The organism is Halomonas elongata, assembly GCF_029081005.1.
Taxonomy (GTDB): Bacteria; Pseudomonadota; Gammaproteobacteria; order Pseudomonadales; family Halomonadaceae; genus Halomonas; species Halomonas elongata_B.
This window is the reverse complement of record NZ_JAJQTQ010000015.1, coordinates 17,512-40,732: the sequence shown is the minus strand read 5'-3', so window position 1 is coordinate 40,732 and position 23,221 is coordinate 17,512. Positions and strand designations below refer to the sequence as shown.

The 23,221-nt window shown below is 61.7% G+C and carries 24 protein-coding genes; 17 read left to right on the top strand and 7 right to left on the bottom strand.

Features of this window, described 5'->3' with window-relative positions:
- Together hemW and rdgB are read right to left on the bottom strand one after the other, a co-directional pair.
- Positions 1-1,176, bottom strand: a complete 1,176-nt coding sequence (hemW, locus tag LU493_RS12265) for a radical SAM family heme chaperone HemW (RefSeq protein ID WP_275288069.1) — start codon at positions 1,174-1,176, stop codon at positions 1-3.
- Positions 1,173-1,781, bottom strand: a complete 609-nt coding sequence (gene rdgB / locus LU493_RS12260) for an RdgB/HAM1 family non-canonical purine NTP pyrophosphatase (protein ID WP_275288068.1) — start codon at positions 1,779-1,781, stop codon at positions 1,173-1,175. The genes hemW and rdgB overlap by 4 nt, the downstream gene beginning before the upstream one ends.
- A 477-nt stretch (positions 1,782-2,258) precedes the next feature.
- Between rdgB and LU493_RS12255 the strand changes: the two genes are divergently transcribed.
- Entirely contained in the window at positions 2,259-2,918 is a 660-nt protein-coding gene (locus LU493_RS12255) for a LuxR C-terminal-related transcriptional regulator (protein WP_275288067.1), read from the top strand.
- 12 nt (positions 2,919-2,930) lie between these two features.
- Here the strand turns inward: LU493_RS12255 and LU493_RS12250 are convergent, their stop codons facing one another.
- The 5 genes from LU493_RS12250 to LU493_RS12230 all read right to left on the bottom strand — a co-directional run bounded on the left by LU493_RS12250 (position 2,931) and on the right by LU493_RS12230 (position 8,736).
- Positions 2,931-4,169, bottom strand: a complete 1,239-nt coding sequence (locus LU493_RS12250) for an AAA family ATPase (RefSeq protein ID WP_275288066.1) — start codon at positions 4,167-4,169, stop codon at positions 2,931-2,933.
- A gap of 27 nt (positions 4,170-4,196) precedes the next feature.
- Positions 4,197-5,486 carry a glutamate-1-semialdehyde 2,1-aminomutase gene (hemL, locus tag LU493_RS12245; RefSeq protein ID WP_275288065.1) on the bottom strand — a complete coding sequence of 430 codons (1,290 nt, stop codon included), beginning with the start codon at positions 5,484-5,486 and terminating at the stop codon, positions 4,197-4,199.
- A 218-nt stretch (positions 5,487-5,704) separates the two neighbouring features.
- On the bottom strand, positions 5,705-6,532 hold the full coding sequence (thiD, locus tag LU493_RS12240) for a bifunctional hydroxymethylpyrimidine kinase/phosphomethylpyrimidine kinase (protein ID WP_275288064.1): 828 nt from the start codon (positions 6,530-6,532) through the stop codon (positions 5,705-5,707).
- Entirely contained in the window at positions 6,532-6,963 is a 432-nt protein-coding gene (hemJ, locus tag LU493_RS12235) for a protoporphyrinogen oxidase HemJ (RefSeq protein ID WP_275288063.1), read from the bottom strand. Before hemJ ends, thiD begins: the two co-directional genes overlap by 1 nt.
- 9 nt (positions 6,964-6,972) lie before the next feature.
- On the bottom strand, positions 6,973-8,736 hold the full coding sequence (locus LU493_RS12230) for a chloride channel protein (RefSeq protein WP_275288127.1): 1,764 nt from the start codon (positions 8,734-8,736) through the stop codon (positions 6,973-6,975).
- Between the two features lie 125 nt (positions 8,737-8,861).
- On the opposite strand from LU493_RS12230, the gene argC reads away from it, so the two are divergent.
- The 16 genes from argC (at position 8,862) to atpG (ending at position 23,210) form a co-directional block, all read left to right on the top strand.
- On the top strand, positions 8,862-9,896 hold the full coding sequence (argC, locus tag LU493_RS12225) for an N-acetyl-gamma-glutamyl-phosphate reductase (protein WP_275288062.1): 1,035 nt from the start codon (positions 8,862-8,864) through the stop codon (positions 9,894-9,896).
- Between the two features lie 115 nt (positions 9,897-10,011).
- Entirely contained in the window at positions 10,012-10,365 is a 354-nt protein-coding gene (gene erpA / locus LU493_RS12220; RefSeq protein WP_275288061.1) for an iron-sulfur cluster insertion protein ErpA, read from the top strand.
- Between the two features lie 113 nt (positions 10,366-10,478).
- Complete coding sequence (locus LU493_RS12215; protein ID WP_275288060.1) at positions 10,479-11,249, top strand: transporter substrate-binding domain-containing protein; 771 nt, start codon at positions 10,479-10,481, stop codon at positions 11,247-11,249.
- 317 nt (positions 11,250-11,566) lie between these two features.
- Positions 11,567-12,232 (top strand): amino acid ABC transporter permease, encoded by a 666-nt coding sequence (locus LU493_RS12210; RefSeq protein ID WP_275288059.1) that lies wholly within the window; start codon positions 11,567-11,569, stop codon positions 12,230-12,232.
- A 13-nt stretch (positions 12,233-12,245) separates the two neighbouring features.
- On the top strand, positions 12,246-13,019 hold the full coding sequence (locus tag LU493_RS12205; RefSeq protein ID WP_275288058.1) for an amino acid ABC transporter ATP-binding protein: 774 nt from the start codon (positions 12,246-12,248) through the stop codon (positions 13,017-13,019).
- A gap of 548 nt (positions 13,020-13,567) precedes the next feature.
- Complete coding sequence (gene mnmG, locus LU493_RS12200) at positions 13,568-15,463, top strand: tRNA uridine-5-carboxymethylaminomethyl(34) synthesis enzyme MnmG (RefSeq protein WP_275288057.1); 1,896 nt, start codon at positions 13,568-13,570, stop codon at positions 15,461-15,463.
- Positions 15,460-16,122: a 16S rRNA (guanine(527)-N(7))-methyltransferase RsmG gene (rsmG, locus tag LU493_RS12195; protein WP_275288056.1), complete on the top strand. Its 663-nt coding sequence runs from the start codon at positions 15,460-15,462 to the stop codon at positions 16,120-16,122. Before mnmG ends, rsmG begins: the two co-directional genes overlap by 4 nt.
- Positions 16,123-16,151: 29 nt before the next feature.
- Positions 16,152-16,922 (top strand): ParA family protein, encoded by a 771-nt coding sequence (locus LU493_RS12190; RefSeq protein ID WP_275288055.1) that lies wholly within the window; start codon positions 16,152-16,154, stop codon positions 16,920-16,922.
- 30 nt (positions 16,923-16,952) lie between these two features.
- The gene (locus tag LU493_RS12185; protein WP_275288054.1) at positions 16,953-17,879 is read left to right on the top strand and encodes a ParB/RepB/Spo0J family partition protein; all 927 of its coding nucleotides are present in this window, start codon (positions 16,953-16,955) and stop codon (positions 17,877-17,879) included.
- Positions 17,880-18,089: 210 nt separating this feature from the next.
- Positions 18,090-18,476, top strand: a complete 387-nt coding sequence (locus LU493_RS12180; protein WP_275288053.1) for an ATP synthase subunit I — start codon at positions 18,090-18,092, stop codon at positions 18,474-18,476.
- A 14-nt stretch (positions 18,477-18,490) separates the two neighbouring features.
- Positions 18,491-19,315: a F0F1 ATP synthase subunit A gene (gene atpB / locus LU493_RS12175; RefSeq protein ID WP_275288052.1), complete on the top strand. Its 825-nt coding sequence runs from the start codon at positions 18,491-18,493 to the stop codon at positions 19,313-19,315.
- Positions 19,316-19,373: 58 nt separating this feature from the next.
- On the top strand, positions 19,374-19,601 hold the full coding sequence (atpE, locus tag LU493_RS12170; RefSeq protein WP_064699929.1) for a F0F1 ATP synthase subunit C: 228 nt from the start codon (positions 19,374-19,376) through the stop codon (positions 19,599-19,601).
- Between the two features lie 75 nt (positions 19,602-19,676).
- Complete coding sequence (locus LU493_RS12165) at positions 19,677-20,147, top strand: F0F1 ATP synthase subunit B (protein WP_275288051.1); 471 nt, start codon at positions 19,677-19,679, stop codon at positions 20,145-20,147.
- A gap of 11 nt (positions 20,148-20,158) precedes the next feature.
- Complete coding sequence (locus tag LU493_RS12160) at positions 20,159-20,698, top strand: F0F1 ATP synthase subunit delta (protein ID WP_275288050.1); 540 nt, start codon at positions 20,159-20,161, stop codon at positions 20,696-20,698.
- Between the two features lie 16 nt (positions 20,699-20,714).
- Positions 20,715-22,259 (top strand): F0F1 ATP synthase subunit alpha, encoded by a 1,545-nt coding sequence (gene atpA, locus LU493_RS12155; RefSeq protein ID WP_275288049.1) that lies wholly within the window; start codon positions 20,715-20,717, stop codon positions 22,257-22,259.
- Between the two features lie 66 nt (positions 22,260-22,325).
- Positions 22,326-23,210 carry a F0F1 ATP synthase subunit gamma gene (atpG, locus tag LU493_RS12150; RefSeq protein ID WP_275288048.1) on the top strand — a complete coding sequence of 295 codons (885 nt, stop codon included), beginning with the start codon at positions 22,326-22,328 and terminating at the stop codon, positions 23,208-23,210.
- Positions 23,211-23,221: the final 11 nt, after the last annotated feature.

Genomic DNA, 23,221 nt, shown 5'->3' with positions numbered 1-23,221 from the left:
TTACGCGTCGGCTTCACTGATGAGAGCCAACAGCTCATTCAAGAATAATAGACCGCGGGGCGATGCTTGAAGCTTCCCGGCATCTTCCACCAAAAGTCCTTTTTCCCGTGCCTCTACCAGACGCGATGACATGACCGCCGGCGTATACCCAGTGTGTGCGCGCCACGTCGCCATCGAGACACCATCGACGAGGCGCAACGCGTTCATGGCGAATTCCAGGGGCAGCTCATCGGCATCCACCGGGGCACGACCGGCAACGAATCCTCGAGGATCCCGGCGACGCCTCAGATAGGCCTCCGGCTGACGCGCCTTCCAGCGTCGCTCGATCGCCAATCCATCGCCTCCCCGTGCACTCAACTTGCCATGGGCGCCGGCCCCGATTCCCAGATAGTCGCCGAAGCGCCAGTAATTGAGGTTATGGCGTGCGCGCTGGCCGGGGCGCGCATAGGCGGATATCTCGTAACGTTCGAGACCCGCGGCTTCCAGGCGGTCGTGGCCGATATCCTGGATATCCCAGAGCACTTCTTCTTCCGGCAGCGTCGGCGGTCGAGAGTGGAATTCGGTATTGGGTTCGAGGGTCAGTTGATACCAGGAAATATGCTCGGGCGAAAACGCCAGGGCCCTGTCCAGGTCGGCCAGCGCCAATTCGACCGTCTGGCCGGGGAGGCCATGCATGAGATCGATATTGAGATTATCGAAACCGGCATGCCGGGCCTCCATGATGGCCGCCTCGGCGTCGGCACCACCATGGATGCGTCCCAGGACGGCGAGTTGATCGTCCTGGAAACTCTGGACGCCGAGCGAGAGTCGATTGATGCCGGCCTCGCGATACCCCGCGAAACGCCCGCGCTCCAGCGTGCCGGGGTTGGCCTCGAGGGTAATCTCGATATCCGGGGCCAACGGCAGACGAGCCTTCAGTGCCTCGAGCAATCGACGATAGAAGGAGGGTGCCATCAGGCTCGGCGTCCCCCCTCCGATAAAGACGCTGACAATCTCGCGACCAGCGGCCAACGGTAGATCGGCATCCAGATCGTCGATCAGCGCCGCCAGATATTCCTCTTCCGGCAACTCGGCGCCACGACCCACACCATGGGAGTTGAAGTCACAATACGGGCACTTGCGCACACACCAGGGAACGTGCACATAGAGCGCCAGAGGCGGCAGATGGTCGATCATGGTGACCACGCGGCATCGGACAAGGCGTCCACCAGGGCGTGAAGGGCGCGGCCACGATGGCTCAGGCGATTCTTCTCCGAGGCCGACAGCTCGGCTGCCGACATCCCCTGATCCGGCACCCAGAACAGGGGATCGTAGCCGAAGCCTCCTTCGCCACGGGGATGCGCCAGGATCTCGCCGTCCCAGTGTTGCTGGACGATCAAGGGGACCGGATCCTCGGCGTGGCGCAACAGCACCAGCACGCACCAGTAGCGGGCATGACGATGCCCTTCCGGGATATCGCTCAACGCCTCGAGGAGATGGCGGTTATTGCGTTCGTCATCCCGGGGTTCCCCGGCGAAGCGAGCGGAATAGATACCGGGTCGACCCTGCAGCGCCTCGACGGCGAGGCCGGAATCATCCGCCAGGGCCGGTGCGCCACTGACACGACTGGCCTCGCGGGCCTTGAGCAGGGCATTCTCGATGAAGGTCAACCCGGTCTCTTCGACCTCGTCGACGGCAAATGCCGACTGAGGACTGACGTCGAAACCCAACGGGGCGAGAAGCTGATGGAACTCGCGTAGCTTGCCGGCGTTACCGCTGGCCAGTACCAGATGCTTGGACATGTCGTGCGCTCATTGCAAATGAAAGGCGAAAAATGGGAGTCGACGACGCATTCTACGAGCCATGGAGAGGAGAGGGAACGCTTCGATATCGGTCACGGATAGCCATGAATTAGCGGATTTAACATTAACAAACAATCACATATGCCTTTTTGTGACACATTATTTAACTTTCCCGGACGAGCGATTACATTCATGATAGAGATAAGCTATTACGCCCATGGCAAGGAACTATGGTATGGATCAACGAGCGCCCCCACCACAAGGCAGCATGCTGGAGAGACCATGATAGCCCGAAGCGGCGAAGAACCGCAGGTCTAGCGTCGACCGGAGCATTGGGCAGTATATGAGGTTGACGTACCGGCACCGCGCAGAGAAACCGCGATAACGCCGAGAATGACCCACGCGGGCATTCATTCCGCGCTTCCCCGACGGGCCTCACGCCACAACAATGCTTTCGTCACGCCAAGGACGCTCCCCATGGAAAAGGACCACCGCTCCCTGCTACTCGTCACCGAACCCAGCCCGCAATCCCAGCTGTTCGTGGACTATCTGCATCGGCAGCTCGATTGCCCCGTCGCCATCGCTCTTCCCCGGTCAGAGCCGGCAGAGAACACGGCGTTCCCCACGGTGGTGATGCTGGACATCGACCACATGGACACGGCGGCGATACAAGCCTGGTATGACCATTCCGCCGATCAGCCCGGCGTGTCACTGGCCGTCTTCAATCTCACCGACGAAGACAAGGCCGCCGAGCTGCTGGCTGCCATGCATCTGCAGGGCGTATTCTATCGTCAGGATGACCTGTCACTGATCTGCAAGGGCTTGAATACGCTCATGGATGGGCTCCCCTGGATGTCCAGGTCGCTGATGGCAAGACTGCTGGAATACCTGCGCCAGCAGCAACTGAATGCCTATCGTCCGGCATGCGGACTCACTCAGCGGGAACGGGAAATCATCGGACTGCTGGGTTCCGGCTCCTCCAATCTGGAAATCGCCGAAGTCCTGGAGATCAGCGAGCACACCGTCAAGTCGCACCTCTACAACACCTTCAAGAAGATCGGCGTCAACACTCGGAAGCAGGCGGTGAATTGGGCTCGCCAGCATCTCGGTACGCCACCGACCCGTGGCGAACGCTGAGTCGCCCTTGTCTCAGCGTACATGCTCCTGAATCAACCCGGCCAGTATCTCGGCGGCATTATCAGCGGTGGTATCAAGCCTGACCAGCAGCAGACGTTCCTCGTCGCTGAAGTCCTCGAAGGCTTCACGTTGTCGGGCCAGAATGGCGAGGCTCTCTTCGGCGAGCACGTCCTGACGGGCGGCCCGCTTGGTGATACGCCGTTCGAGAGTTGCCTCATCGGCTTCGAAACTGATCAACAGCACGGGCAAGCCACGGCCTTCGGCCTGATGGCGCAAGAGGTCACGTTGTTCACGCTTGAGGCAGGTGCCATCGATACAGACGGGCAAGCCGGCATCCAGCAAGGCGCCGGCACACTTCGCCAGGCGATGGTAAGTCTTTTCCGTGGCCGCATCGAAAAAGATATCCACAGGCACATCCCCCTTCTTCTCCTGTGGATGAATTCCATGCAACCGACGTCGCTCCACATCCGAGCATAACCGGATCGCGCCCAACCGGCTCACCAGGGTGCGTGTAAAACGACTCTTGCCGCTCCCGGCCACACCGACACCGATGACCAGAGGAGGGAATCGGAATTCGGTATGGTACTCGGCGAGATCGAGATATCGTCGACAGGCACTCATGGTTTCCGCCAGCAGCGCCGGCTGCTCGTCGTCGCCAGCCTCCTCGCGACGCCGCAAGGCCCGGCGTGCACCGGACAGGCACTCGATGACTCGGAAAACCGGCAACAGACGGGGCAATTCGTAATCACCGGAAATACGCAAGTAACCATCAAGGGCTTGATGAGAGAGCCGGCCCTCATCGCGAATCTCGAGCCCCACCAACAGCGATGCCACATCGCTGGCCGGATCGAGGGGCCCGTCGACGCCAGCGCCGTCGAGATCCCGATCGATGGCATTGGCCACCAGGACACGTCCTTCATCGAGCAACCGGCTGCGGGGATTGGCGTGTGCCCAGCTTTCAGGCAACAACATCGTGTTGCGTGCGCGCAACAATGGCTCGAGGCGAGTGATGTTCTCCTCGAGCCAGCGAGCCAGATCGGACAACCGCAGGCGATCCTCGTCACCGCTCATCAGCGACTCCAGGGCCTGTATCTCGATATTCATCCGCTCCCGGACCGCCCGGGGGGAGCGCGATGCATCATCCGTGTCATGCCCATGTTCACCATGCCAGGCGCAGAGGGACGGAAGCAGTGATACAAGATCGAAGTCACCTTCCCGAGGCAGGGTATCGTGGGGCTGTCGCTGGCTCATCGCCTATCTCCTAGCTGGAACGTCGTCTCAAGCCTGGCGCATCGACGCGAAAGCCGATTCAGCGGCATCGAGGGTCGCCTGAATATCCTCGGGTGCATGGGCGCTGGACATGAAGCCGGCCTCGAAGGCCGACGGCGCCATGTAGATGCCATGCTCCAGCATGGCAGAGAAGAAGCGCCGGAAGGCATCCGCATCGCAGGCCGTGGCCTGAGCGAAATTATCCACACGGCTCTGTCCCGTGAAGAAGATGCCGAACATGCCCCCGGCCTGCTGGGCAATCATGTCGATGCCGGCCTCCTCGGCCCTGGCCCGAAGCCCGTTGCACAGCGTCTCGACGCGCTGGGTCAGGGCGTCGTGGAACCCCGGCTCACGAACCTTGTTGAGCAGGGCAATGCCCGCTGCCATGGCCAAGGGATTTCCGGCCAGGGTGCCGGCCTGATAGATCGGACCGAGCGGCGAGATGTTTTCCATGATCGAACGGCGCCCGCCGAAGGCGCCCACCGGCATCCCGCCACCGACGATCTTGCCCAGACAGGTCAGATCGGGCGTGACGCCATAGTGGGCCTGGGCACCTCCCATGGCGACCCGAAAGCCGGTCATCACCTCATCGAAGATCAAGACGCTCTCGTGACGATCACAGACCCGACGCAGTGTCTCGAGAAATCCCGGCTGAGGCGGAATGCAGTTCATGTTGCCAGCCACCGGCTCGACGATGATGCAGGCGATCTGGTCACCGATTTCCTCGAAACAGGCTTCCACGGCATCGGCATCGTTATAGGACAGGGTCACGGTGTGTTCGGCCAGGGAAGCCGGTACGCCCGGGGAACTCGGTTCACCATGAGTGAGAGCGCCGGAACCGGCCTTGACCAGCAGGGAGTCGGTATGGCCATGGTAGTTGCCTTCGAACTTGACGATCTTGTCGCGTCCGGTATAGCCACGGGCCAGGCGCACCGCCGACATGGTGGCCTCGGTACCGGAATTGACCATGCGCACCATCTCGATGCTGGGCATCATCTCGCAGATCAGATCGGCCATCTGGGTCTCGATGGCGGTGGGCGTGCCGAAAGAGAGGCCGGCATCGAGTCGCTCGCGAACCGCCCCCAATACATCGGGATCGGCATGGCCAGTGATCATCGGCCCCCAGGAACCGACATAATCGATATAACGCTTGCCTTCCACATCGAACAGATAAGCGCCCTGGGCACGCTCCATGAAGACCGGAGGACGTTCCAGCCCCTTGAAGGCACGCACCGGCGAATTGACACCGCCGGGGATGTGTCGACAGGCCCGTTCGAAGAGCTGTGCAGATGTGGTCATGTCAACCTCTTGTCCTGTTGAAGGATAACCTTGTGATCACCTGGAAGCGTGATACCTGCGGCCTCCAGGCTGTGGATAAATCTCTGGATAAGCTTTTGGCGAACGGTGACTTGACGGTGAACATCGCCGAAATACACTGACTGGGTCGGCCAATCATCGTGTTTCCCCATTCTCGACGCAGACGCCGGCAAAGACCAGCCCGGTGGCCACGGATCGCCTTACTTCATATCAACCGGTAACCGCCAGAGTCGCCTCGGCAGACACTGATCCTGGCCGGGACGCCAGCCATTCGCCAGGGCCTCCCAGGTAAAGGCCTGGGCCCGCTCGCTGGCACCGGCCAACGATTCGCCCAGCGCCAGCCGGGCCGCCAGGGATGACGCCAGGGTGCACCCCGAGCCGTGGAAGACACCGTCCAGACGCGGCCACTCCCATTGCCGATCACCATCCGGCGTGTGCAGGGTATGCACCACGCTTTCGGCCGACTCACGGGCCTCGGGGGCCTCGGTCCCCGTGACCAGTACCGCCTGACACCCCAGACGCATCAGGCTCACCGCCTGTTGGGTCTCGTCATGACAATGCCCTTCGGCCAGCCTCGACAGCTCCAGATGATTCGGCGTCAGAATATCCACAAGCGGCAGCAATCGCGACCGATAGGCGCTGACCAACGCCTCGGTGGATAACTCGCGACCACCGCCGGCCTTGAGCACCGGATCCGCTACCACCGGCACGCCGGGGCGTTGCCGCACGATCTCCACCACGGCATCCAGCGTCGCCATATCGGCCAGCAGGCCGATCTTGATGGCGGCAATCTCGATATCCACAAGCTCGGCTGCCATCTCGACAACGAGACCAGCCTCCACCGGATGAACGGCACTGACATCCCGGCAATTCTGGACCGTCATGGCGGTAGGAATCGTCAGCGCCCATCCACCGCAGGCGGCAATGGCCTCGGCATCGGCCACCAGGCCGGCACCGCCGGTGGGATCATGTCCCCCCAGCACCAGTACCACCGGCAAGTGGGGATTGGTTGTTCGGGAGGTCGACATCAGAACGGCTTCAGCACGGCGAGAATGACGATTACCAGCAAGGCAACCACGGGCAACTCATTGAAGATACGAAAATAACGCGGAGAGCGCTGGCATCGCTCGGCGGCGAACTGCTTGAGATAGATCAGGCAGACATGGTGGTAGGCCACCAGCAATGCCACCAGGGTGAGCTTGATATGCATCCATCCCTGTCCGAGCCAGGCCGGTGCCTGATAGAGCAGTATCCCGCCGAACACCAGAACGGCGATCATCGAGGGGGTCATGATGCCGCGATAGAGCTTGCGCTCCATGGTGGCGAAATACGCCATGGCTTGCTGCTCGTCCCGATCACGCGCCGTGGCGTGATAGACGTAGAGTCGCGGCAGATAGAACATGGCGGCAAACCAGGTCACCACGGCCACGAGGTGAAGGGCCTTGATCCAGGGATACATGTCGACTCCTCAAGTGTCGCTGAAGCGATAATAACGTTCGATGGCATCACGGGTGATGATACCGGAAATGCGCTTCTTCCCGGGACGATGCCCATGCTCCACGTAGAGGGCATCCACGTGCTTGGTGTTGAGCCGATCGAAGGCCTCGGAGAGGGTCGCCTGCAGGTGGATTGGCGCCAAGTCCAGGCGCTGACCGGGGATTTCCAGCAGATCAAGCCGCCCATCCTTGCCGATCTTGTCATCCTCGTCATGTTCCAGCATCCAGCGCGCCAGGGCTGCGGCCTTGAGCGCCAGCGTCGGCTTGTCATCCCGGGAACGCTCGATGATCACCCATTCCGGCTTGCCATCCAGCAGGGCGCTGGCCTCGCCCCGTGTCACACGACGCGGGGTACGCACCAGGGCACGTTCCATGACCGCCGGAACCGATACGCGAGAGAGGGCCTGCATCAGCGGCTGTTGCAAGGGATGCAGGCCATGGCGCGTGACACTGATGAAGAAACCATCACAGCCGCACAACTGCCGCGACGTCAATCCCGCCACGACAACGGCCAGCATGCCCGGCAGGATCAGGCCGGGATTGTGGGTCAGCTCCAGCAGTGCCATCAATGCCGCCAGAGGTGCTTGCAACACGGCTCCCATCATCGCCGCCATGCCCAGCATGGCGTATACCTCGGGACCGGCGGCGATTTCGGGCAGCAGCCAACCGCCGAACATCCCGCACAGAGCGCCGGCGGCACCGCCGGCCACCAGTATCGGGCCGATGATGCTCACCGGAATGCCACAGGCCACGGCGATCGCCGTCAGCAACAGCTTGCCGATGGCCAGCGCCAGCAGCATATCGATCGGCTGTGTACCGTTCAGGATCGCGCCCAGGCTGTCGTACCCCATCCCCTGTACCTGGGGATACCACCAGGCCACACCTCCCACCAGCAGCCCGACCATCGCCAGGCGTACCGAAAAGGGCAGGCGCTTCATGACGTTTCCGGTACGCGCCACCCTCACGAAGAGACCGGCCATCAGGCCGATCAACAGGGCACTGAGCACGATCCAGGGCAGATTGAAGAGCGATTCCAGCTCCACACCGCTCATCTGGAAGGGACGTTCGCCCCCATAGACCACCCTTGCCACCAGCGCACCGATCGTCGATGCCAGGATGACCGGCATGAAGCCAGTGATGGTGTATTCCATCATCACCACTTCCATGGCGAAGATGACCCCGGCGATCGGCGTATTGAACGAGGCCGATATACCGGCGGCGGTGCCGCAGGCCACCAGAACGCGCAGGCTGTTGTGAGGCAAGCGCAACCGCTGGCCGAGTCCACTGGAGGCCGCGGCGCCGAGATGGATGGCCGGTCCCTCACGCCCGGCGGACAGCCCTCCAAGCACCGATACCAGACCGACCCACCACTGCGTGAACCAGTTGCGCATCGGGAAGCGTCCCTGATGATAGGTCAATCGCTCGATGACATGGGCCACGCCAATCTGGCGTCCGGCAGGCGGCTGGCGCCATAGCCACAGGCCGATCAGGGTCACCGCCAGCAATGGCAGCAGGGCCCTGATCGCGGGAGGCAGGCCCTCGAACGCCTCGGGATCGGCATCGGGCATGAAGGCCATGGCCCCGACTTCCAGCAACAGGCGGAAGCCGACCATCAGCCCCCCGGTGATCAATCCCGAGAAGATACCCAGTACGCACAATTGAGGTAGGGCATCGACACTGGCCAACCGACGGCGGAAGCCATCCAGGGTGAAATCGAGTAGCGGGCGTCGCGACAAGGTGACCTTCCTCTGGACCCGAGCATGATGGAAACGCTGGATGGCCACCACTGGGTAGGCCATGCTTCTCTTGTGTATCATATCCGGAGACAGAGGTCCCAGCGTCCACCAATGAGGAGTCCATCGTGATCAAGGTCGGAATCGTCGGCGGCACCGGCTATACCGGGGTCGAACTGCTCAGACTGTTGGCTCGCCACCCGCAGGTGCATGTCGAGGCCATCACCTCGCGCAGCGAAACCGGCCTGGCAGTCAGCGAGCTGTATCCCAACCTGCGCGGTCATTACGACGATCTGCGTTTCAGCGACCCCGACCCCGCACGACTGGCGGCCTGCGACGCCGTGTTCTTCGCCACGCCTCATGGCGTGGCTCATGCCCTGGCCGGCGAGCTTCTTGCCGGGGGAACCCGGGTCATCGACCTGTCGGCGGATTTCCGCCTGCGTGACGCCGAGGAATGGACTCAATGGTACGGGCAGCCGCACGGCGCTCCGGAACTCCTCGATGAAGCGGTCTACGGTCTGCCCGAGACCAACCGCGAGCGTATTCGCGATGCCCGGCTGGTTGCCGTGCCCGGCTGTTATCCCACCGCCGTTCAGCTCGGCCTGCTGCCGCTGCTCGAGAGCGAATCGATCGATCCGGGCCGGATCATCGCCGACTGCAAGTCCGGCGTCACCGGCGCCGGGCGAGGGGCCAAGGTTCCCTCGCTGCTGGCCGAGGCCAGCGAATCGATGAAATCCTATGGCGCCTCGGGCCATCGCCATCTGCCGGAAATCCGCCAGGGGCTCGGCGACGCGGCCAAGGGCCCGGTGAACCTGACCTTCGTGCCGCACCTGACCCCGATGATCCGCGGCATCCACGCCACCTTGTATGGCCAGCTCCACGATGATGCCGACGACCTCCAGGCCCTGTTCGAGCGTCGCTTCGCCGATGAGCCCTTCGTCGACGTGATGCCGGCGGGCAGTCATCCCGAGACCCGCAGCGTCAAGGGCGCCAACATCTGCCGCCTGGCGGTGCATCGTCCCGGCGACGGCGACACCGTGGTCGTGCTCTCGGTGATCGACAACCTGGTCAAGGGCGCCTCCGGCCAGGCGGTGCACAACCTCAACCTGATGTTTGGCCTCGACGAGACCGCCGGCCTCGACGCCCCGGCCATGATGCCTTGAGCCCACTCACCCCAAGGACAATCTCGCCGACGGGCCGACAAAAGTTGACCCTTTTACTGGGTGGTGTGGATAATCGTGGCATGAACCACACCCACCGATCACGAGGAGGTCACCGATGAGCGGTGTCGCATCCTTCGTTCCTACACCGCTGTTGCTGTCCGACAGCGCCAAGGCGCGCATCAAAAGCCTGGTCGAGGAAGAAGGTAACCAGGACCTCAAGCTGCGGGTCTACGTGACCGGCGGCGGCTGTTCGGGTTTCCAGTACGGTTTCGATTTCGCCGAGGCCGTCGCCGACGACGATACGCTGGTGAAATTCGACGACGTGTCCCTGGTGGTCGATCCCCTGTCCTACCAGTATCTGGTCGGCTCCACGGTGGATTTCGAGGAAGGCCTGGCCGGAGCACGCTTCATGATCCAGAACCCCAATGCCACCACCACCTGCGGTTGTGGCGCCTCCTTCATGGTCTGAACGGAACCGTTGACCCGGCGCTGGATAGCGCCGCCGGCCCGGACTTGACGCTTTCACGACAACTCGCCATGGTGGAGTCGTATTCCACAATAATTGCTTCCATGGGGAAACGTATGAAACGTCAACTGAAGGCGGTCTCGCTGGCATCCTGCATCGGTCTCGGCCTGGGTATCTCCGGCCTCGCCGTCGCCCAGGACCAGACTCTCGACGTGGCCACCGATCCGAGCTTCGTACCCTTCGAGATGATGGACCAGGAAACCGGCGAGATGGTCGGTTTCGACATGGACATCATCCAGGAAGTCTCCGAACGGGCCGGGTTCGACTACGATCTCCGGACCATGGACTTCAACGGCATCATCCCCGCCGTCCAGACCGGTAACATCGATATCGCCATCGCCGGTATCACCATTACCGACGAACGCGCCGAAATCGTCGACTTCTCCGATCCCTACTACGACAGCGGCCTGAAGCTGCTGGTCAACGCCGACGACGACAGCATCCAGACCGTCGAAGACCTGGAAGGCAAGAAGGTCGGTACCAAGGTCGGTTCCACCAGCTACGACTATCTCGAGGAAAACCTCGGCGACAGTGCCGATATCACCCCCTATCCAGGCTCCAGCGACATGTACATGGCGCTGCTCGGCGGCAGTGTCGATGCGGTCTTCTACGATGCGCCCAACGTCGGCTACTTCTCCCAGACCAAGGGCGAGGGCCGCGTGAAGACGGTCGGTCCGCTCTACGAGGGCCAGCAATACGGTCTTGCCATCGCCAAGGGCAGCGAATGGGTCGACCCCATCAACGAGGCGCTGGCCGCGATGAAGGAAGACGGCACCTACGATGACATCCACGCCAAGTGGTTCGGTTCTTCCTCGAACGAGGAATGATTCGTCTGCCTTGCTGAACACGGGGTCGGGTCCCAGGACCCGACCCCGTTGCGTTGTGCCTGTACCCAAGAACTCAGGAAACGCTGAATAAATCGCCGAGCATCGTAAAGGCTAGCCCCGTTCCCGACGGGCCTTCGCATTGCCCACATCCTTGTGGGTCACGCAAGGGCACGGAGCGCAGAAAGCGTGACATAACGGGTAGTTAGGCGAACTTTCGACCGGGCTGGTTCACCAGCACCGCGGAACGACGCGATTTGCATGCACAGGCATTTAGGCAGTGTTTCTCTCACCCAGGAAGCGCTGACGGGAGACCCCAAGTGGACTTTCAATTCGACTGGCAGGCGGCCTTCGCCTCCATCCCGCATCTTGCACCGGGTATCCCCTACACCCTGCTCATTTCCTTCGGTGGCCTGGCCATCGGCTTCATCATCGGCATCATCTTCGGCCTGCTGCGCATCAGCCCGACCATCTGGCTGCGGATTCCCGCCGCGACCTATATCGAGATCTTCCGCGGGACCCCGGTACTGGTGCAGGTCCTGTTCATCTTCTATGGCCTGCCCCAGCTTCTCGGTGGACCGATCAATGCCCTGGTCGCCGGTATCGCGGCCATCGCCGTCAACTCCGGCGCCTACATTTCGGAAATCGTGCGCGGCGGCGTCCAGTCCATCGAGCGCGGCCAGCGCGAGGCCGGATTGTCGCTGGGTCTCTCGAGGGTCCAGACCTTCCGCTACATCATCTGGCCCCAGGCCCTCCGGCGCATGATCCCGCCACTCGGCAACCAGGGCATCATCAGCATCAAGGACACCTCGTTGTTCTCGGTCATCGGCGTCGGCGAACTGGTCCGCCAGGGACAGATCTACATCGCCACCACCTTCACGGCCCTGGAGGTATACCTGATGGTCGCCATGCTCTATCTGGCGATCACCCTGACGCTATCGCTTGCGCTACGCCTGCTCGAGCGCAAGGGCCTGGTCGGACAATAAAGGAACGCACGACATGAATCACGAGAAGTCCACGTCCGGCGCCGAGCCCATCGTGCGCCTGAACAAGCTCAACAAGCACTTCGGCAGCCTTCACGTCCTCCAGGATATCGACCTGGCGGTGACGCCCGGCGAGGTGGTGGTCATCATCGGCGCCAGCGGCTCCGGCAAGTCGACGCTGATCCGCTGCGTCAACGGCCTGGAAGAATTCCAGCAGGGCGAGCTGGACGTCGATGGCAACCCGCTCTTGCCCGACGGCAAGGCCACTCAGGCATTGCAGAAGATCCGTACCGAAGTCGGCATGGTCTTCCAGCAGTTCAATCTCTTTCCGCATCTGAGCGTGCTCGACAACGTGATCCTGGCACCGATGAAGGTCCGGGGGTTGGACCGATCCACTGCCGTCGAGACCGGCGAACGTCTGCTGGCCCGGGTCGGCATCAGCGATCAGGCGAACAAGTATCCGACCCAACTGTCCGGCGGCCAACAGCAGCGGGTCGCGCTGGCACGAGCCCTGGCCATGGAACCACGCCTGATGCTCTTCGATGAGCCTACCTCGGCACTGGACCCCGAGATGATCGGCGAGGTGCTCGATGCCATGCGTGAGCTGGCCAACGACGGCATGACCATGATGATCGTGACCCACGAGATGGGCTTCGCCCGTGAGGTCGCCGACCGGGTCATCTTCATCGACAAGGGCCGAATCGTCGAGGAGGGTCCTCCCGAGACGATCTTCGATACTCCTACGGAAGCACCGACACAAAGCTTCCTGTCTCGAGTGCTCAAGCACTGACACCGCCTTTTCTACCCTGCTTTTCCACCCTGTCCGCAGGCCCTGTCGTTATCGACAGGGCCTTTTTTTTGCCTGTGGAAAACCTGAACGGCTCAAGCACCTGAATCACGCCACGATCCCCGGCATTGAAGGGATGTGGAAAAACAGGCCGGGTTGTTCACAGTCGCGGTGACAAGCCAGGTAGTGATCGGTGGACAAGCCGTGTCCGCATCGATCTGTGGGCAACTCAGTCTTTCATCCACAGGCCCCGAACACCTCGTCCGCAGGTCGCCCGCGCTTTCTCCTACTTTCGATCAACATCGCAAAATATTGATATTCAATAGATAAAACGCGTTATCCACGGAAAACGTCCACACCAGTAGTAACTACAACAACAGAACTTCTTATACTTATATTGTTTATGTAATAGCCAATGAGACGAGGATCCGCCGATGATGAAAATCCGGGTGTGGAAAACCCTGACGATTACCCACAGGAGGTTTATACTGGCTGGCTGATTTCATCCCCGATCCGCAATATCGGCGCCGTAGCGCCGAACGAGGTGAACCTTGGAGTACCCCGACCGTTTCGACGTCATCGTCATCGGTGGTGGTCATGCGGGCACCGAAGCCGCCCTGGCCTCGGCCCGCACGGGCTGCCGGACGCTGCTCTTGACCCACAACATAGAGACCCTGGGCCAGATGTCGTGCAATCCCGCCATTGGCGGGATCGGCAAGAGCCATCTGGTCAAGGAGATCGATGCCCTCGGTGGCGCCATGGGACTGGCCACCGACATGGGGGGGATCCAGTTTCGCGTGCTCAATGCCCGCAAGGGACCCGCCGTACGAGCCACACGTGCCCAGGCGGATCGCGTTCGCTACAAGGCCGCCATCCGCGGCATGCTCGAAAACCAGCCCAACCTGACGCTTTTCCAGCAGGCGGCCGGCGATCTCATCGTCGAGGGGGACCAGGTACGCGGTGTCCTCACCGAGACCGGGATCCGTTTCATGGGCGAGACCGTGGTGTTGTGCACAGGTACCTTCCTCGGCGGCGTTATCCACATCGGTCTGGACAACAGCCGTGGAGGACGCGCCGGCGATCCGCCTTCCAACGCCCTGGCCGAACGGCTACGCGCCCTGCCGTTTCGCGTCGATCGTCTGAAGACCGGGACGCCACCGCGTCTCGATGCCAAGAGCGTGGACTTTTCGATGCTCGATGAGCAGCCCGGTGATGATCCGACGCCGATCATGTCCTATCTCGGCGAGCGCCGCCTGCATCCCCGTCAGGTCAGTTGCCATATCGCTCACACCAATGAGCGGACCCACGAAATCATCCATGCCAACCTGGAGCGCTCACCGATGTTCTCCGGGGTCATCGAAGGCGTGGGGCCTCGTTATTGCCCCTCCATCGAGGACAAGGTGCATCGTTTCGCCGACAAGGCGAGCCACCAGATATTCATCGAGCCGGAGGGACTGGATACCCACGAGCTGTATCCCAATGGCATTTCCACCTCACTGCCATTCGATGTCCAGTTACAGGTCGTCCGCTCGATCCGGGGAATGGAGAACGCTCATATCACGCGTCCCGGTTACGCCATCGAGTATGACTTCTTCGATCCCCGTGATCTCAAGCACTCCCTCGAGACGAAATTTGTCCACAACCTGTATTTCGCCGGACAGATCAACGGCACCACCGGTTACGAAGAAGCGGGAGCCCAGGGGCTCCTGGCCGGTCTCAATGCCGCACGTCGGGCACGTGGCCTCGATGCCTGGTGGCCACGCCGTGACGAGGCCTATCTGGGGGTACTGGTCGATGACCTGATCACCCTGGGTACCCGGGAGCCTTACCGAATGTTCACGTCTCGAGCGGAGTATCGCCTCTTGCTGCGTGAGGACAACGCCGACATGCGTCTTACCGAGACCGGTCGAGAACTGGGGCTCGTCGATGATCGACGCTGGGCCGACTTCAGTGCCAAGCGCGAGGCCGTGGAACGCGAAACCTCGCGTCTGAAGTCCCACTGGGTCCAGCCCGGCAGTGATGCCGCCAAGCGTGTCGCCGAGACAACCGGTCAGCCCTTGAAGCGTGAATACAGCCTGCTCGACCTGCTCAGGCGTCCCGAACTCGGCTACCGGGACGTGGCAGGATTGGTCGGAGAGCCGGTCGACGATGATCGGGTGGCCGACCAGGTCCAGATTCAGGCCAAGTATCAGGGCTACATCGATCGCCAGCAGGACGAGATCGACAAGCTCAAGCGACATGAGGCCACGCCTCTGCCCGATGATCTGGACTACGAGCAGGTCGAGGGACTGTCCAACGAGATTCGTCAGAAGCTCGTCGAGGCCAGGCCGGAAACCCTGGCACAGGCATCGCGTATTTCCGGTGTGACCCCGGCGGCGGTGTCGATCCTGTTGATTCACTTGAAGAAGCGACGCCTGCTCGACGATAGCCGGGTGGCCAACGGATGACCCGTGACGATCATCAGCTGCGCGAGCGCCTCGAACGAGGCCTGAACGATCTCGGTATCGAAGCCTTCCCGGCACGCCGGGAAGGCTTGTTGACGCTGCTGGCGCTGTTGCACAAGTGGAACCGCGCCTATAACCTCACCGCGGTACGTGCTCCCGAAGAGATGGTTTCCCGCCATCTGCTCGACAGCGCGGCCGTGGCACCCTTCGTGACGGGATCGACTCTGCTCGACGTCGGCGCCGGTCCCGGTTTGCCGGGCCTCGTACTGGCGATTCTGGAACCCGAGCGCCGAGTGACCCTGCTCGACAGCAATGGCAAGAAGGTGCGTTTCCAGCGCCAGGCGGTGATGGAACTGGGCCTGACCAATGTCACGCCTGTCCAGGCCCGGGTCGAGGCCTTCGAAGGCCCGCAGGAAGGGTATTGCGAGGTGATTTCCCGAGCCTTCGCCAGCCTCGGGGATTTCGTCTCGCTGAGTGCCGATCTGGTGGCCAATGGCGGGCGGTGGCTGGCCATGAAGGGTCCCACCGTGGATGATGAACTGAGCGGATTGCCCGAGAATGTGGCACCGGTTGCCCGCCATGAGCTGAGAGTGCCCTTCGAGTCTGGCCAGCGTCGGCTCGTGATTCTCGAGCGTACCGATTCCACCCAGGGTCGCCCCTGAGGCGTCCGTCACTCGCAAGGAATGTCGCCGTGACCAAGATCATCGCCTTGACCAACCAGAAGGGCGGCGTGGGCAAGACCACCACCGCCGTCAACCTGGCCGCCAGCCTGGCGGCCCTGGATCGACGCGTGCTGCTGGTCGACCTGGACCCGCAGGGGCATGCCACCATGGGCAGCGGTATCGACAAGCATGAGCTCGATGGCAGCGTACTCGATGTGGTGCTAGGTGATCGCAAGCCCAGCGAGGTGATCCTCGATTGCCCCGAGGCCGGCTTTGCCCTGTTGCCCGGCAATGGTGACCTGACCGCCGCCGAGGTGGAACTGCTGGAGCGCGATGAGGGGCGCGAACGTTGTCTGGTCAGGGCGCTGGAAGACGTAGCCGCCGAGTACGACGTGGTACTGATCGACTGCCCGCCGTCGCTGAACATGCTCACCGTCAATGCCTTGACCGCCGCCGATGGCGTGCTCATCCCCCTGCAGTGCGAGTTCTATGCGCTCGAGGGGCTCTCGGCCTTGCTCGATACCGTCGAGCAGATCAAGGATAGCGTGAATCCGCCCCTGGAGATCTTCGGCATCCTGCGAACCATGTTCGATAGCCGCAATAGTCTGACCCGTGACGTCAGCAAGCAGTTGCGCGACTATTTCGGCGATGCGCTGCTCAAGGCCACCATCCCGCGTAACGTGCGGGTCGCCGAGGCACCGAGCCATGGCCTGCCGGTGACCAAGTACGCTCGTTTTTCGCGAGGCAGTCAGGCCCATCGGGTGTTGGCCAAGGAACTGATCCGTCGCCTGTCGTTGTAACCGTATAGCCCCGGAAATGAGGGAAACTCGATGACGCGCAAACAACGCGCCCTGGGACGTGGCCTGGATGCCTTGATCGGCGCCAATGCTCGACGCCGTGACAGCCTGGATCTGCCCGAGGTCGATACGTCACTGGAGGAGGCCGAGCTGGATGGTGCCACCAAGGTGCTGCCGGGAGCCGAGGAACGGCTCGAACGCCTGCCGCTCGGTCAACTGACACGAGGCCGCTATCAGCCTCGTCGCGATATTCAGCCCGAGGCCCTGGAGGAACTGGCCGACTCGATTCGTGCCCAGGGCGTCATGCAGCCGATCGTGGTGCGTCCGATCGACGAGGAGCGCTACGAGATCGTTGCCGGCGAGCGGCGCTGGCGAGCGGCGCAACTGGCCGAGCTCGATGTCATTCCGGCGGTGATACGCGAGGTCTCCGACGAAGTGGCGCTGGCACTGGCGCTGATCGAGAACATTCAGCGCGAGAGCCTCAATCCGGTTGAGGAAGCCATGGCCATGAAGCGTCTTCTCGATGAGTTCGAGTTGACGCAACAGCAGGCAGCGGACGCCGTGGGGCGTTCTCGGGCTCAGGTGGCGAACCTGCTGCGACTGCTGTCGCTGGATCCCGAGGTACAGACGCTGCTCGAGCGGGGCGATCTCGATATGGGACATGCTCGAGCCCTGCTGGCGTTGTCTGGCGCCAAGCAGCGCAAGGCCGCCCATGAAGTGGTCAACAAGGATCTGACCGTGCGCGCCACCGAGGCCCTCGTGAAACAGCTGGCTGCCGGTGGAAGCAAGAAAGCCGCCAGGGCCGAGCCGAGTCCGGATGTGGCCAGGCTGGAATCCCGCCTGGGCGAGCTGCTCGGAGCGCCGGTGAAGATCCAGCACGGTCAGAGCGGCAAGGGGCGGGTGACGATCCGCTATGCCAGTCTCGAAGAACTGGATGGCATTCTCGAGCATATCCGTTGAGGTACTGACCCATTTAGCAGGCTAAAGAAGTTCGCGTTTTTTCCTCGACTTTTAGTCGTAAGCTGGCGCGATATCGCGCATATTCGCCCGTCATCCGGTTGAAGCCATCGAGCCGCTTCCCTATAATCGCGCCGGACCGCCGACGTTGGCAGACGCGGTGGTCATCGAGGCGGCCTGGGTGCCACGACAAGGTTGAGAAACGGAGACCTCATGGCAGCCAGGATCAAGCGCCCCGGCATTCGGCGACTGTTACTTGCACAATTGGTGGTGATAGTCTTGATGACGGGGGTTGGCGCCTTGTCGGGAGGGAGTCCCGGTGCTTACTCAGCTTTCGTGGGCGGAGTTGTGGCCTTCCTGCCCAATGCCTTTTTTGCCTGGCGAGCCTTCCGCTATCGGGGAGGACGTCACGCCAAGAACATCGTGAGTGGCTTCTATCGAGCGGAAGCCGGCAAGTTTGGTTTGACGGTGGCTCTTTTGACCGTGGTGTTCGTCGCAGTGCCCCCCTCAAATCATGCTTTCTTCTTTGGCGCTTATGTGGTGATGCTGTTCGTCCACTGTCTGGCCGCCTGGCTGGGCACGCGACCATCACCCAACTGAAATCGAGGCAGCTCATGGCAGGCAACAACCCGACTCCTACGGAGTATATTCAGCACCACCTGCAGAATCTGACATACGGCTACCACCCCGAGAACGGTTGGTCCATCGCGCATTCCGGCACCGAGGCCCAGGAGATGGGGTTCTGGGCCATTCACCTGGATACCATGGGCTGGTCGCTGGCCATGGGGGTGTTGTTCATCTGGCTGTTTCGCAAGGTGGGCAAGGCCGCTACCACGGGTGTGCCGGGCAAGCTGCAGAACGCCATCGAAATGGTCTTCGAGTTCATCGAAGGTACCGTGCGTGGCGCCTTCCACGGCAAGAACTCTCTGATTGGCCCGCTGGCGTTGACGCTGTTCGTCTGGATCTTCCTGATGAACCTGCTCAAGCTCGTGCCGGTCGACCTGGCCCCCGAGCTGTTCGCCCGCCTCGGGGTCGAATACATGAAGCTGGTGCCTACCACCGATCCTAATGCCACCCTGGGCATGGCGTTGGGCGTGTTCTGCCTGATCATCTACTACAGCATCAAGGTCAAGGGGCTCGGCGGCTTTGCCAAGGAGCTTTCACTGACGCCCTTCAACCATTGGTTATTGATCCCCTTCAACCTGGTGATGGAAATCATCAGCTTGCTCGTCAAGCCGCTCAGCCTGGGTCTGCGACTCTTCGGCAACATGTTCGCTGGCGAGGTGATATTCATCCTGATTGCCCTGCTGCCGTTCTGGGTTACCTGGACGCTCAACGTTCCCTGGGCCATCTTCCATATCCTGGTCATCACCCTGCAGGCATTCATCTTCACCGTCCTGACGGTGGTCTACCTGAATGCGGCCCATGAGCATCACTGAATCGCGCAACATCTGATAAACCCTTGAACCTTAACCTCAACTCGATAGGAGTATCACCATGGAACTCGTCTACATCGCCGCCTCTCTCATGATCGGTCTGGGCGCCCTGGGCACTGGTATCGGCTTCGCCCTGCTGGGTGGCAAGCTGCTCGAGACGACTGCCCGTCAGCCGGAGCTGGCTAACCAGCTGCAGACCAAGACCTTCCTGATGGCTGGCCTGCTGGACGCCGTACCGATGATCGGTGTGGGCATCGCGATGTACCTGATCTTCGTTGTCGCCGGCTAACGAATCGCACACCGAGCGCGTTGCGCTCGGTTTGCTTGTTTCCGGTCGCCACGAATCTGTCAGAGGTACGTCCTTGTGAATATCAACATGACGCTTATCGGACAAATGATCGCCTTCGCGATCTTTGTCTGGTTTTGCATAAAGTACGTGTGGCCGCCGATCAACAATGCGCTTCACGAGCGCCAGAAAAAGATCGCCGATGGCCTGGACGCTGCCAGCCGTGCTTCACGCGACCTCGAATTGGCCGAACAACAGGCCGAAGAGACGCTGCGTGAGAGCAAGGAGCAGGCGGCTGAGATCCTGGAAAAAGCCCATAAGCGGTCCAACCAGATGATCGACGAGGCACGTGAGCAGGCCCGCCAGGAAGGCGAGCGCATGGTCGCCAATGCCAAGACCGAGATAGATCAGGAAGTCAACCGCGCGAAGGAAGAGCTGCGTGGACAGGTATCGCGGCTCGCTATCGTGGGGGCAGAGCGCATTCTGGAATCCTCCATTGACGAGAAGCAGCACGCGAAGCTCGTCGACAAACTCGCTGAAGAGCTTTGAGGAGGTGACCCATGGCGCAACTGTCAACTGTCGCTCGCCCCTATGCCAAGGCAGCCTTCGAGTACGCCTCTGCACATCAGGCGCTCGAGGACTGGGCCGGCATGCTCGACAGCGTGGCGCAGGCCGTCGGCAACGATGACCTGCGTCGGCAGGTGCTCGGCAATCCGCGGCTGACCAGCGCGCAGAAGGTGGACCTGCTCGTCGAAATCTGCGGCGATGCCGTGAACGACGAGCTGCGCAACTTCCTTTTCCAGGTCGGTCAGAAGGGCCGCCTGGCGGCTCTGCCGGCCATCGCCGAGCAGTTCGCACTGCTCAAGGCCCAGCAGGAAAAGCGTATGGACGTGGACATCGTCTCCGCTTACCCGCTGGACGACGCGCAGCAACAAACGCTCGCGAGTGCGCTGGCCAAGCGTCTGAACCGCGAAATCTCCATTACCACTCAGGTGGATAGCAGCCTTCTGGGCGGCGTTGTCCTGCGTGCCGGCGATACCGTCATCGACGGATCGGTGCGTGGTCGACTGAATCGCCTCCACGAGGCCCTTTCCGCCTGAGTCTGAGGGACATGGCATGCAGCAACTGAATCCTTCCGAGATCAGCGACATCATCAAGCAGCGTATCGAGAAGCTGGATGTCGCATCCGAAGCCCGAAATCAGGGCACCATCGTCAGCGTGTCTGACGGTATCGTGCAGATCCACGGCCTCGCCGACGCGATGTTCGGCGAGATGATCGAGTTCCCCGGCGGCATCTATGGTATGACGCTGAACCTCGAGCGTGACAATGTCGGCGCCGTGGTACTGGGTGACTATCTGCAGCTCGAAGAGGGCATGACCGCCCAGTGCACCGGCCGCATCCTCGAAGTCCCGGTGGGACCGGAACTGCGTGGCCGCGTGGTCGATGCCCTGGGCAACCCGATCGATGGCAAGGGCGAGCTGGGCACCGACAAGACCGATGCGGTCGAGAAGGTGGCACCGGGCGTCATTACCCGTCAGTCCGTCGACGAGCCGATCCAGACCGGCTTCAAGTCGATCGATTCCATGGTGCCGATCGGTCGCGGTCAGCGTGAGCTGATCATCGGCGACCGCCAGATCGGCAAGTCCGCCATCGCCATCGATGCCATCATCAACCAGAAGGGCAAGGACGTCACCTGCGTCTACGTGGCCATCGGTCAGAAGCAGTCGACGATTGCCAACGTGGTGCGCAAGCTCGAAGAGCATGACGCCATGGAGCACACCATCGTGGTCGCCGCCGGCGCCGCCGACCCGGCCCCGATGCAGTTCCTCGCCGCCTATTCCGGCTGCACCATGGGCGAATACTTCCGCGATCGCGGTGAAGATGCCCTGATCGTCTATGACGACCTGTCCAAGCAGGCTGTGGCCTATCGCCAGGTCTCCCTGCTGCTGCGTCGTCCGCCGGGCCGCGAAGCCTTCCCGGGCGATGTCTTCTACCTCCACTCGCGTCTGCTCGAGCGCGCCGCGCGCGTCAATGCCGACTACGTCGAGAAGTTCACCGACGGTGAAGTGAAGGGCAAGACCGGTTCTCTGACCGCATTGCCGATCATCGAGACCCAGGGCGGCGACGTTTCCGCGTTCGTTCCGACCAACGTGATCTCCATCACCGACGGTCAGATCTTTCTCGAGACCGACCTGTTCAACTCGGGCGTCCGCCCGGCGATCAACGCCGGCCTGTCGGTGTCCCGTGTGGGTGGCTCGGCCCAGACCAAGATCATCAAGAAGCTCGGTGGTACCGTTCGTCTGGCCCTGGCCCAGTATCGCGAGCTGGCAGCCTTCGCCCAGTTCGCCTCCGACCTGGACGAGGCCACCCGCAAGCAGCTGGAGCACGGCCAGCGCGTTACCGAACTGATGAAACAGCATCAGTACGCGCCGATGTCCGTGGCTGAAATGGCCGTCACCCTGTATGCCGCCAACGAAGGCTATCTGGAAGATGTCGAGGTCAACAGGGTGCTGGACTTCGAGCGTGCCCTGCAGGACTTCATGAAGTCCGAGTACGCCGAGCTGCTCGACAAGATCAACCAGAGCGGCGACTACAGCGACGAGATCAAGAACGGCTTGAAGGAAGGTCTCGACAAGTTCAAGGCGACTCAGAGCTGGTAATCCGCCGGCCCGCTCTCCGGAGCGGGCCATGGAGCTTTCTGAGGCCACGAACAAGGGTAGATCGCTATGGCAGCCGCAAAAGAGATTCGCTCCCAGATCGGGAGCATCAAGAACACGCAGAAGATCACCAGCGCCATGGAAATGGTGGCTGCGTCGAAGATGCGCAAGGCCCAGGACCGCATGCGGGCCAGCCAGCCCTACGCCAAGCAGATTCGCAAGGTCGTGGGCCATCTCGCCGATGCCAACCCGGAATACAAGCATCCGTGGATGGAAGAGCGCGACGTCAAGCGTGTCGGTTTCATCGTGGTATCCAGTGACCGGGGGTTGTGCGGTGGCTTGAACGTCAACTTGTTCAAGTCCGTCGTCAAGGAAGCCAAGGCCTGGCATGAGCAGGGGGCGGAGCTCGATTTCTGCACCCTGGGCAGCAAGGCGGGCACTTTCTTCCGCAAGTATGGCGGCAACCTGGTGGCGGCCAAGGGCGGACTGGGCGAGGCGCCCAGGGCCGATGAATTGGTCGGCAGCGTGAAGGTAATGCTGGATGCCTATGACGAGGGCAAGCTGGACCGCCTCTACGTGGTGTTCAACGAATTCGTCAACACCATGACCCAGAAGCCGGTGGTCCGCCAACTGTTGCCGCTGTCTTCCGACATGGGAGCCGAGGCGCAGGACGACGAGGAATTCGAGCGTCCCGGTAGTTGGGACTACCTGTATGAACCGGATGCCCAGGCGCTGCTGGATAGCCTGCTCGTGCGCTTCGTCGAGGCTCAGGTCTATCAGGCGGTGGTCGAGAACGTGGCCTGTGAGCAGGCTGCACGCATGATTGCGATGAAGAGTGCCACCGATAACGCCGGCAACCTGATCGACGACCTGGAACTGGTGTACAACAAGGCCCGACAAGCGGCCATTACCCAGGAAATCTCCGAGATCGTCGGTGGCGCCGCCGCCGTATAGCGCCAGGCATA

Excerpts from the sequence above, each read along its gene's own strand:
- hemW (WP_275288069.1), bottom strand. The coding sequence starts at position 1,176 with ATGATCGACCATCTGCCGCCTCTGGCGCTCTATGTGCACGTTCCCTGG.
- rdgB (WP_275288068.1), bottom strand. The coding sequence starts at position 1,781 with ATGTCCAAGCATCTGGTACTGGCCAGCGGTAACGCCGGCAAGCTACGC.
- LU493_RS12255 (WP_275288067.1), top strand. The coding sequence starts at position 2,259 with ATGGAAAAGGACCACCGCTCCCTGCTACTCGTCACCGAACCCAGCCCG.
- LU493_RS12250 (WP_275288066.1), bottom strand. The coding sequence starts at position 4,169 with ATGAGCCAGCGACAGCCCCACGATACCCTGCCTCGGGAAGGTGACTTC.
- hemL (WP_275288065.1), bottom strand. The coding sequence starts at position 5,486 with ATGACCACATCTGCACAGCTCTTCGAACGGGCCTGTCGACACATCCCC.
- thiD (WP_275288064.1), bottom strand. The coding sequence starts at position 6,532 with ATGTCGACCTCCCGAACAACCAATCCCCACTTGCCGGTGGTACTGGTG.
- hemJ (WP_275288063.1), bottom strand. The coding sequence starts at position 6,963 with ATGTATCCCTGGATCAAGGCCCTTCACCTCGTGGCCGTGGTGACCTGG.
- erpA (WP_275288061.1), top strand. The coding sequence starts at position 10,012 with ATGAGCGGTGTCGCATCCTTCGTTCCTACACCGCTGTTGCTGTCCGAC.
- LU493_RS12215 (WP_275288060.1), top strand. The coding sequence starts at position 10,479 with ATGAAACGTCAACTGAAGGCGGTCTCGCTGGCATCCTGCATCGGTCTC.
- LU493_RS12205 (WP_275288058.1), top strand. The coding sequence starts at position 12,246 with ATGAATCACGAGAAGTCCACGTCCGGCGCCGAGCCCATCGTGCGCCTG.
- rsmG (WP_275288056.1), top strand. The coding sequence starts at position 15,460 with ATGACCCGTGACGATCATCAGCTGCGCGAGCGCCTCGAACGAGGCCTG.
- LU493_RS12185 (WP_275288054.1), top strand. The coding sequence starts at position 16,953 with ATGACGCGCAAACAACGCGCCCTGGGACGTGGCCTGGATGCCTTGATC.
- LU493_RS12180 (WP_275288053.1), top strand. The coding sequence starts at position 18,090 with ATGGCAGCCAGGATCAAGCGCCCCGGCATTCGGCGACTGTTACTTGCA.
- atpB (WP_275288052.1), top strand. The coding sequence starts at position 18,491 with ATGGCAGGCAACAACCCGACTCCTACGGAGTATATTCAGCACCACCTG.
- atpE (WP_064699929.1), top strand. The coding sequence starts at position 19,374 with ATGGAACTCGTCTACATCGCCGCCTCTCTCATGATCGGTCTGGGCGCC.
- LU493_RS12160 (WP_275288050.1), top strand. The coding sequence starts at position 20,159 with ATGGCGCAACTGTCAACTGTCGCTCGCCCCTATGCCAAGGCAGCCTTC.
- atpA (WP_275288049.1), top strand. The coding sequence starts at position 20,715 with ATGCAGCAACTGAATCCTTCCGAGATCAGCGACATCATCAAGCAGCGT.
- atpG (WP_275288048.1), top strand. The coding sequence starts at position 22,326 with ATGGCAGCCGCAAAAGAGATTCGCTCCCAGATCGGGAGCATCAAGAAC.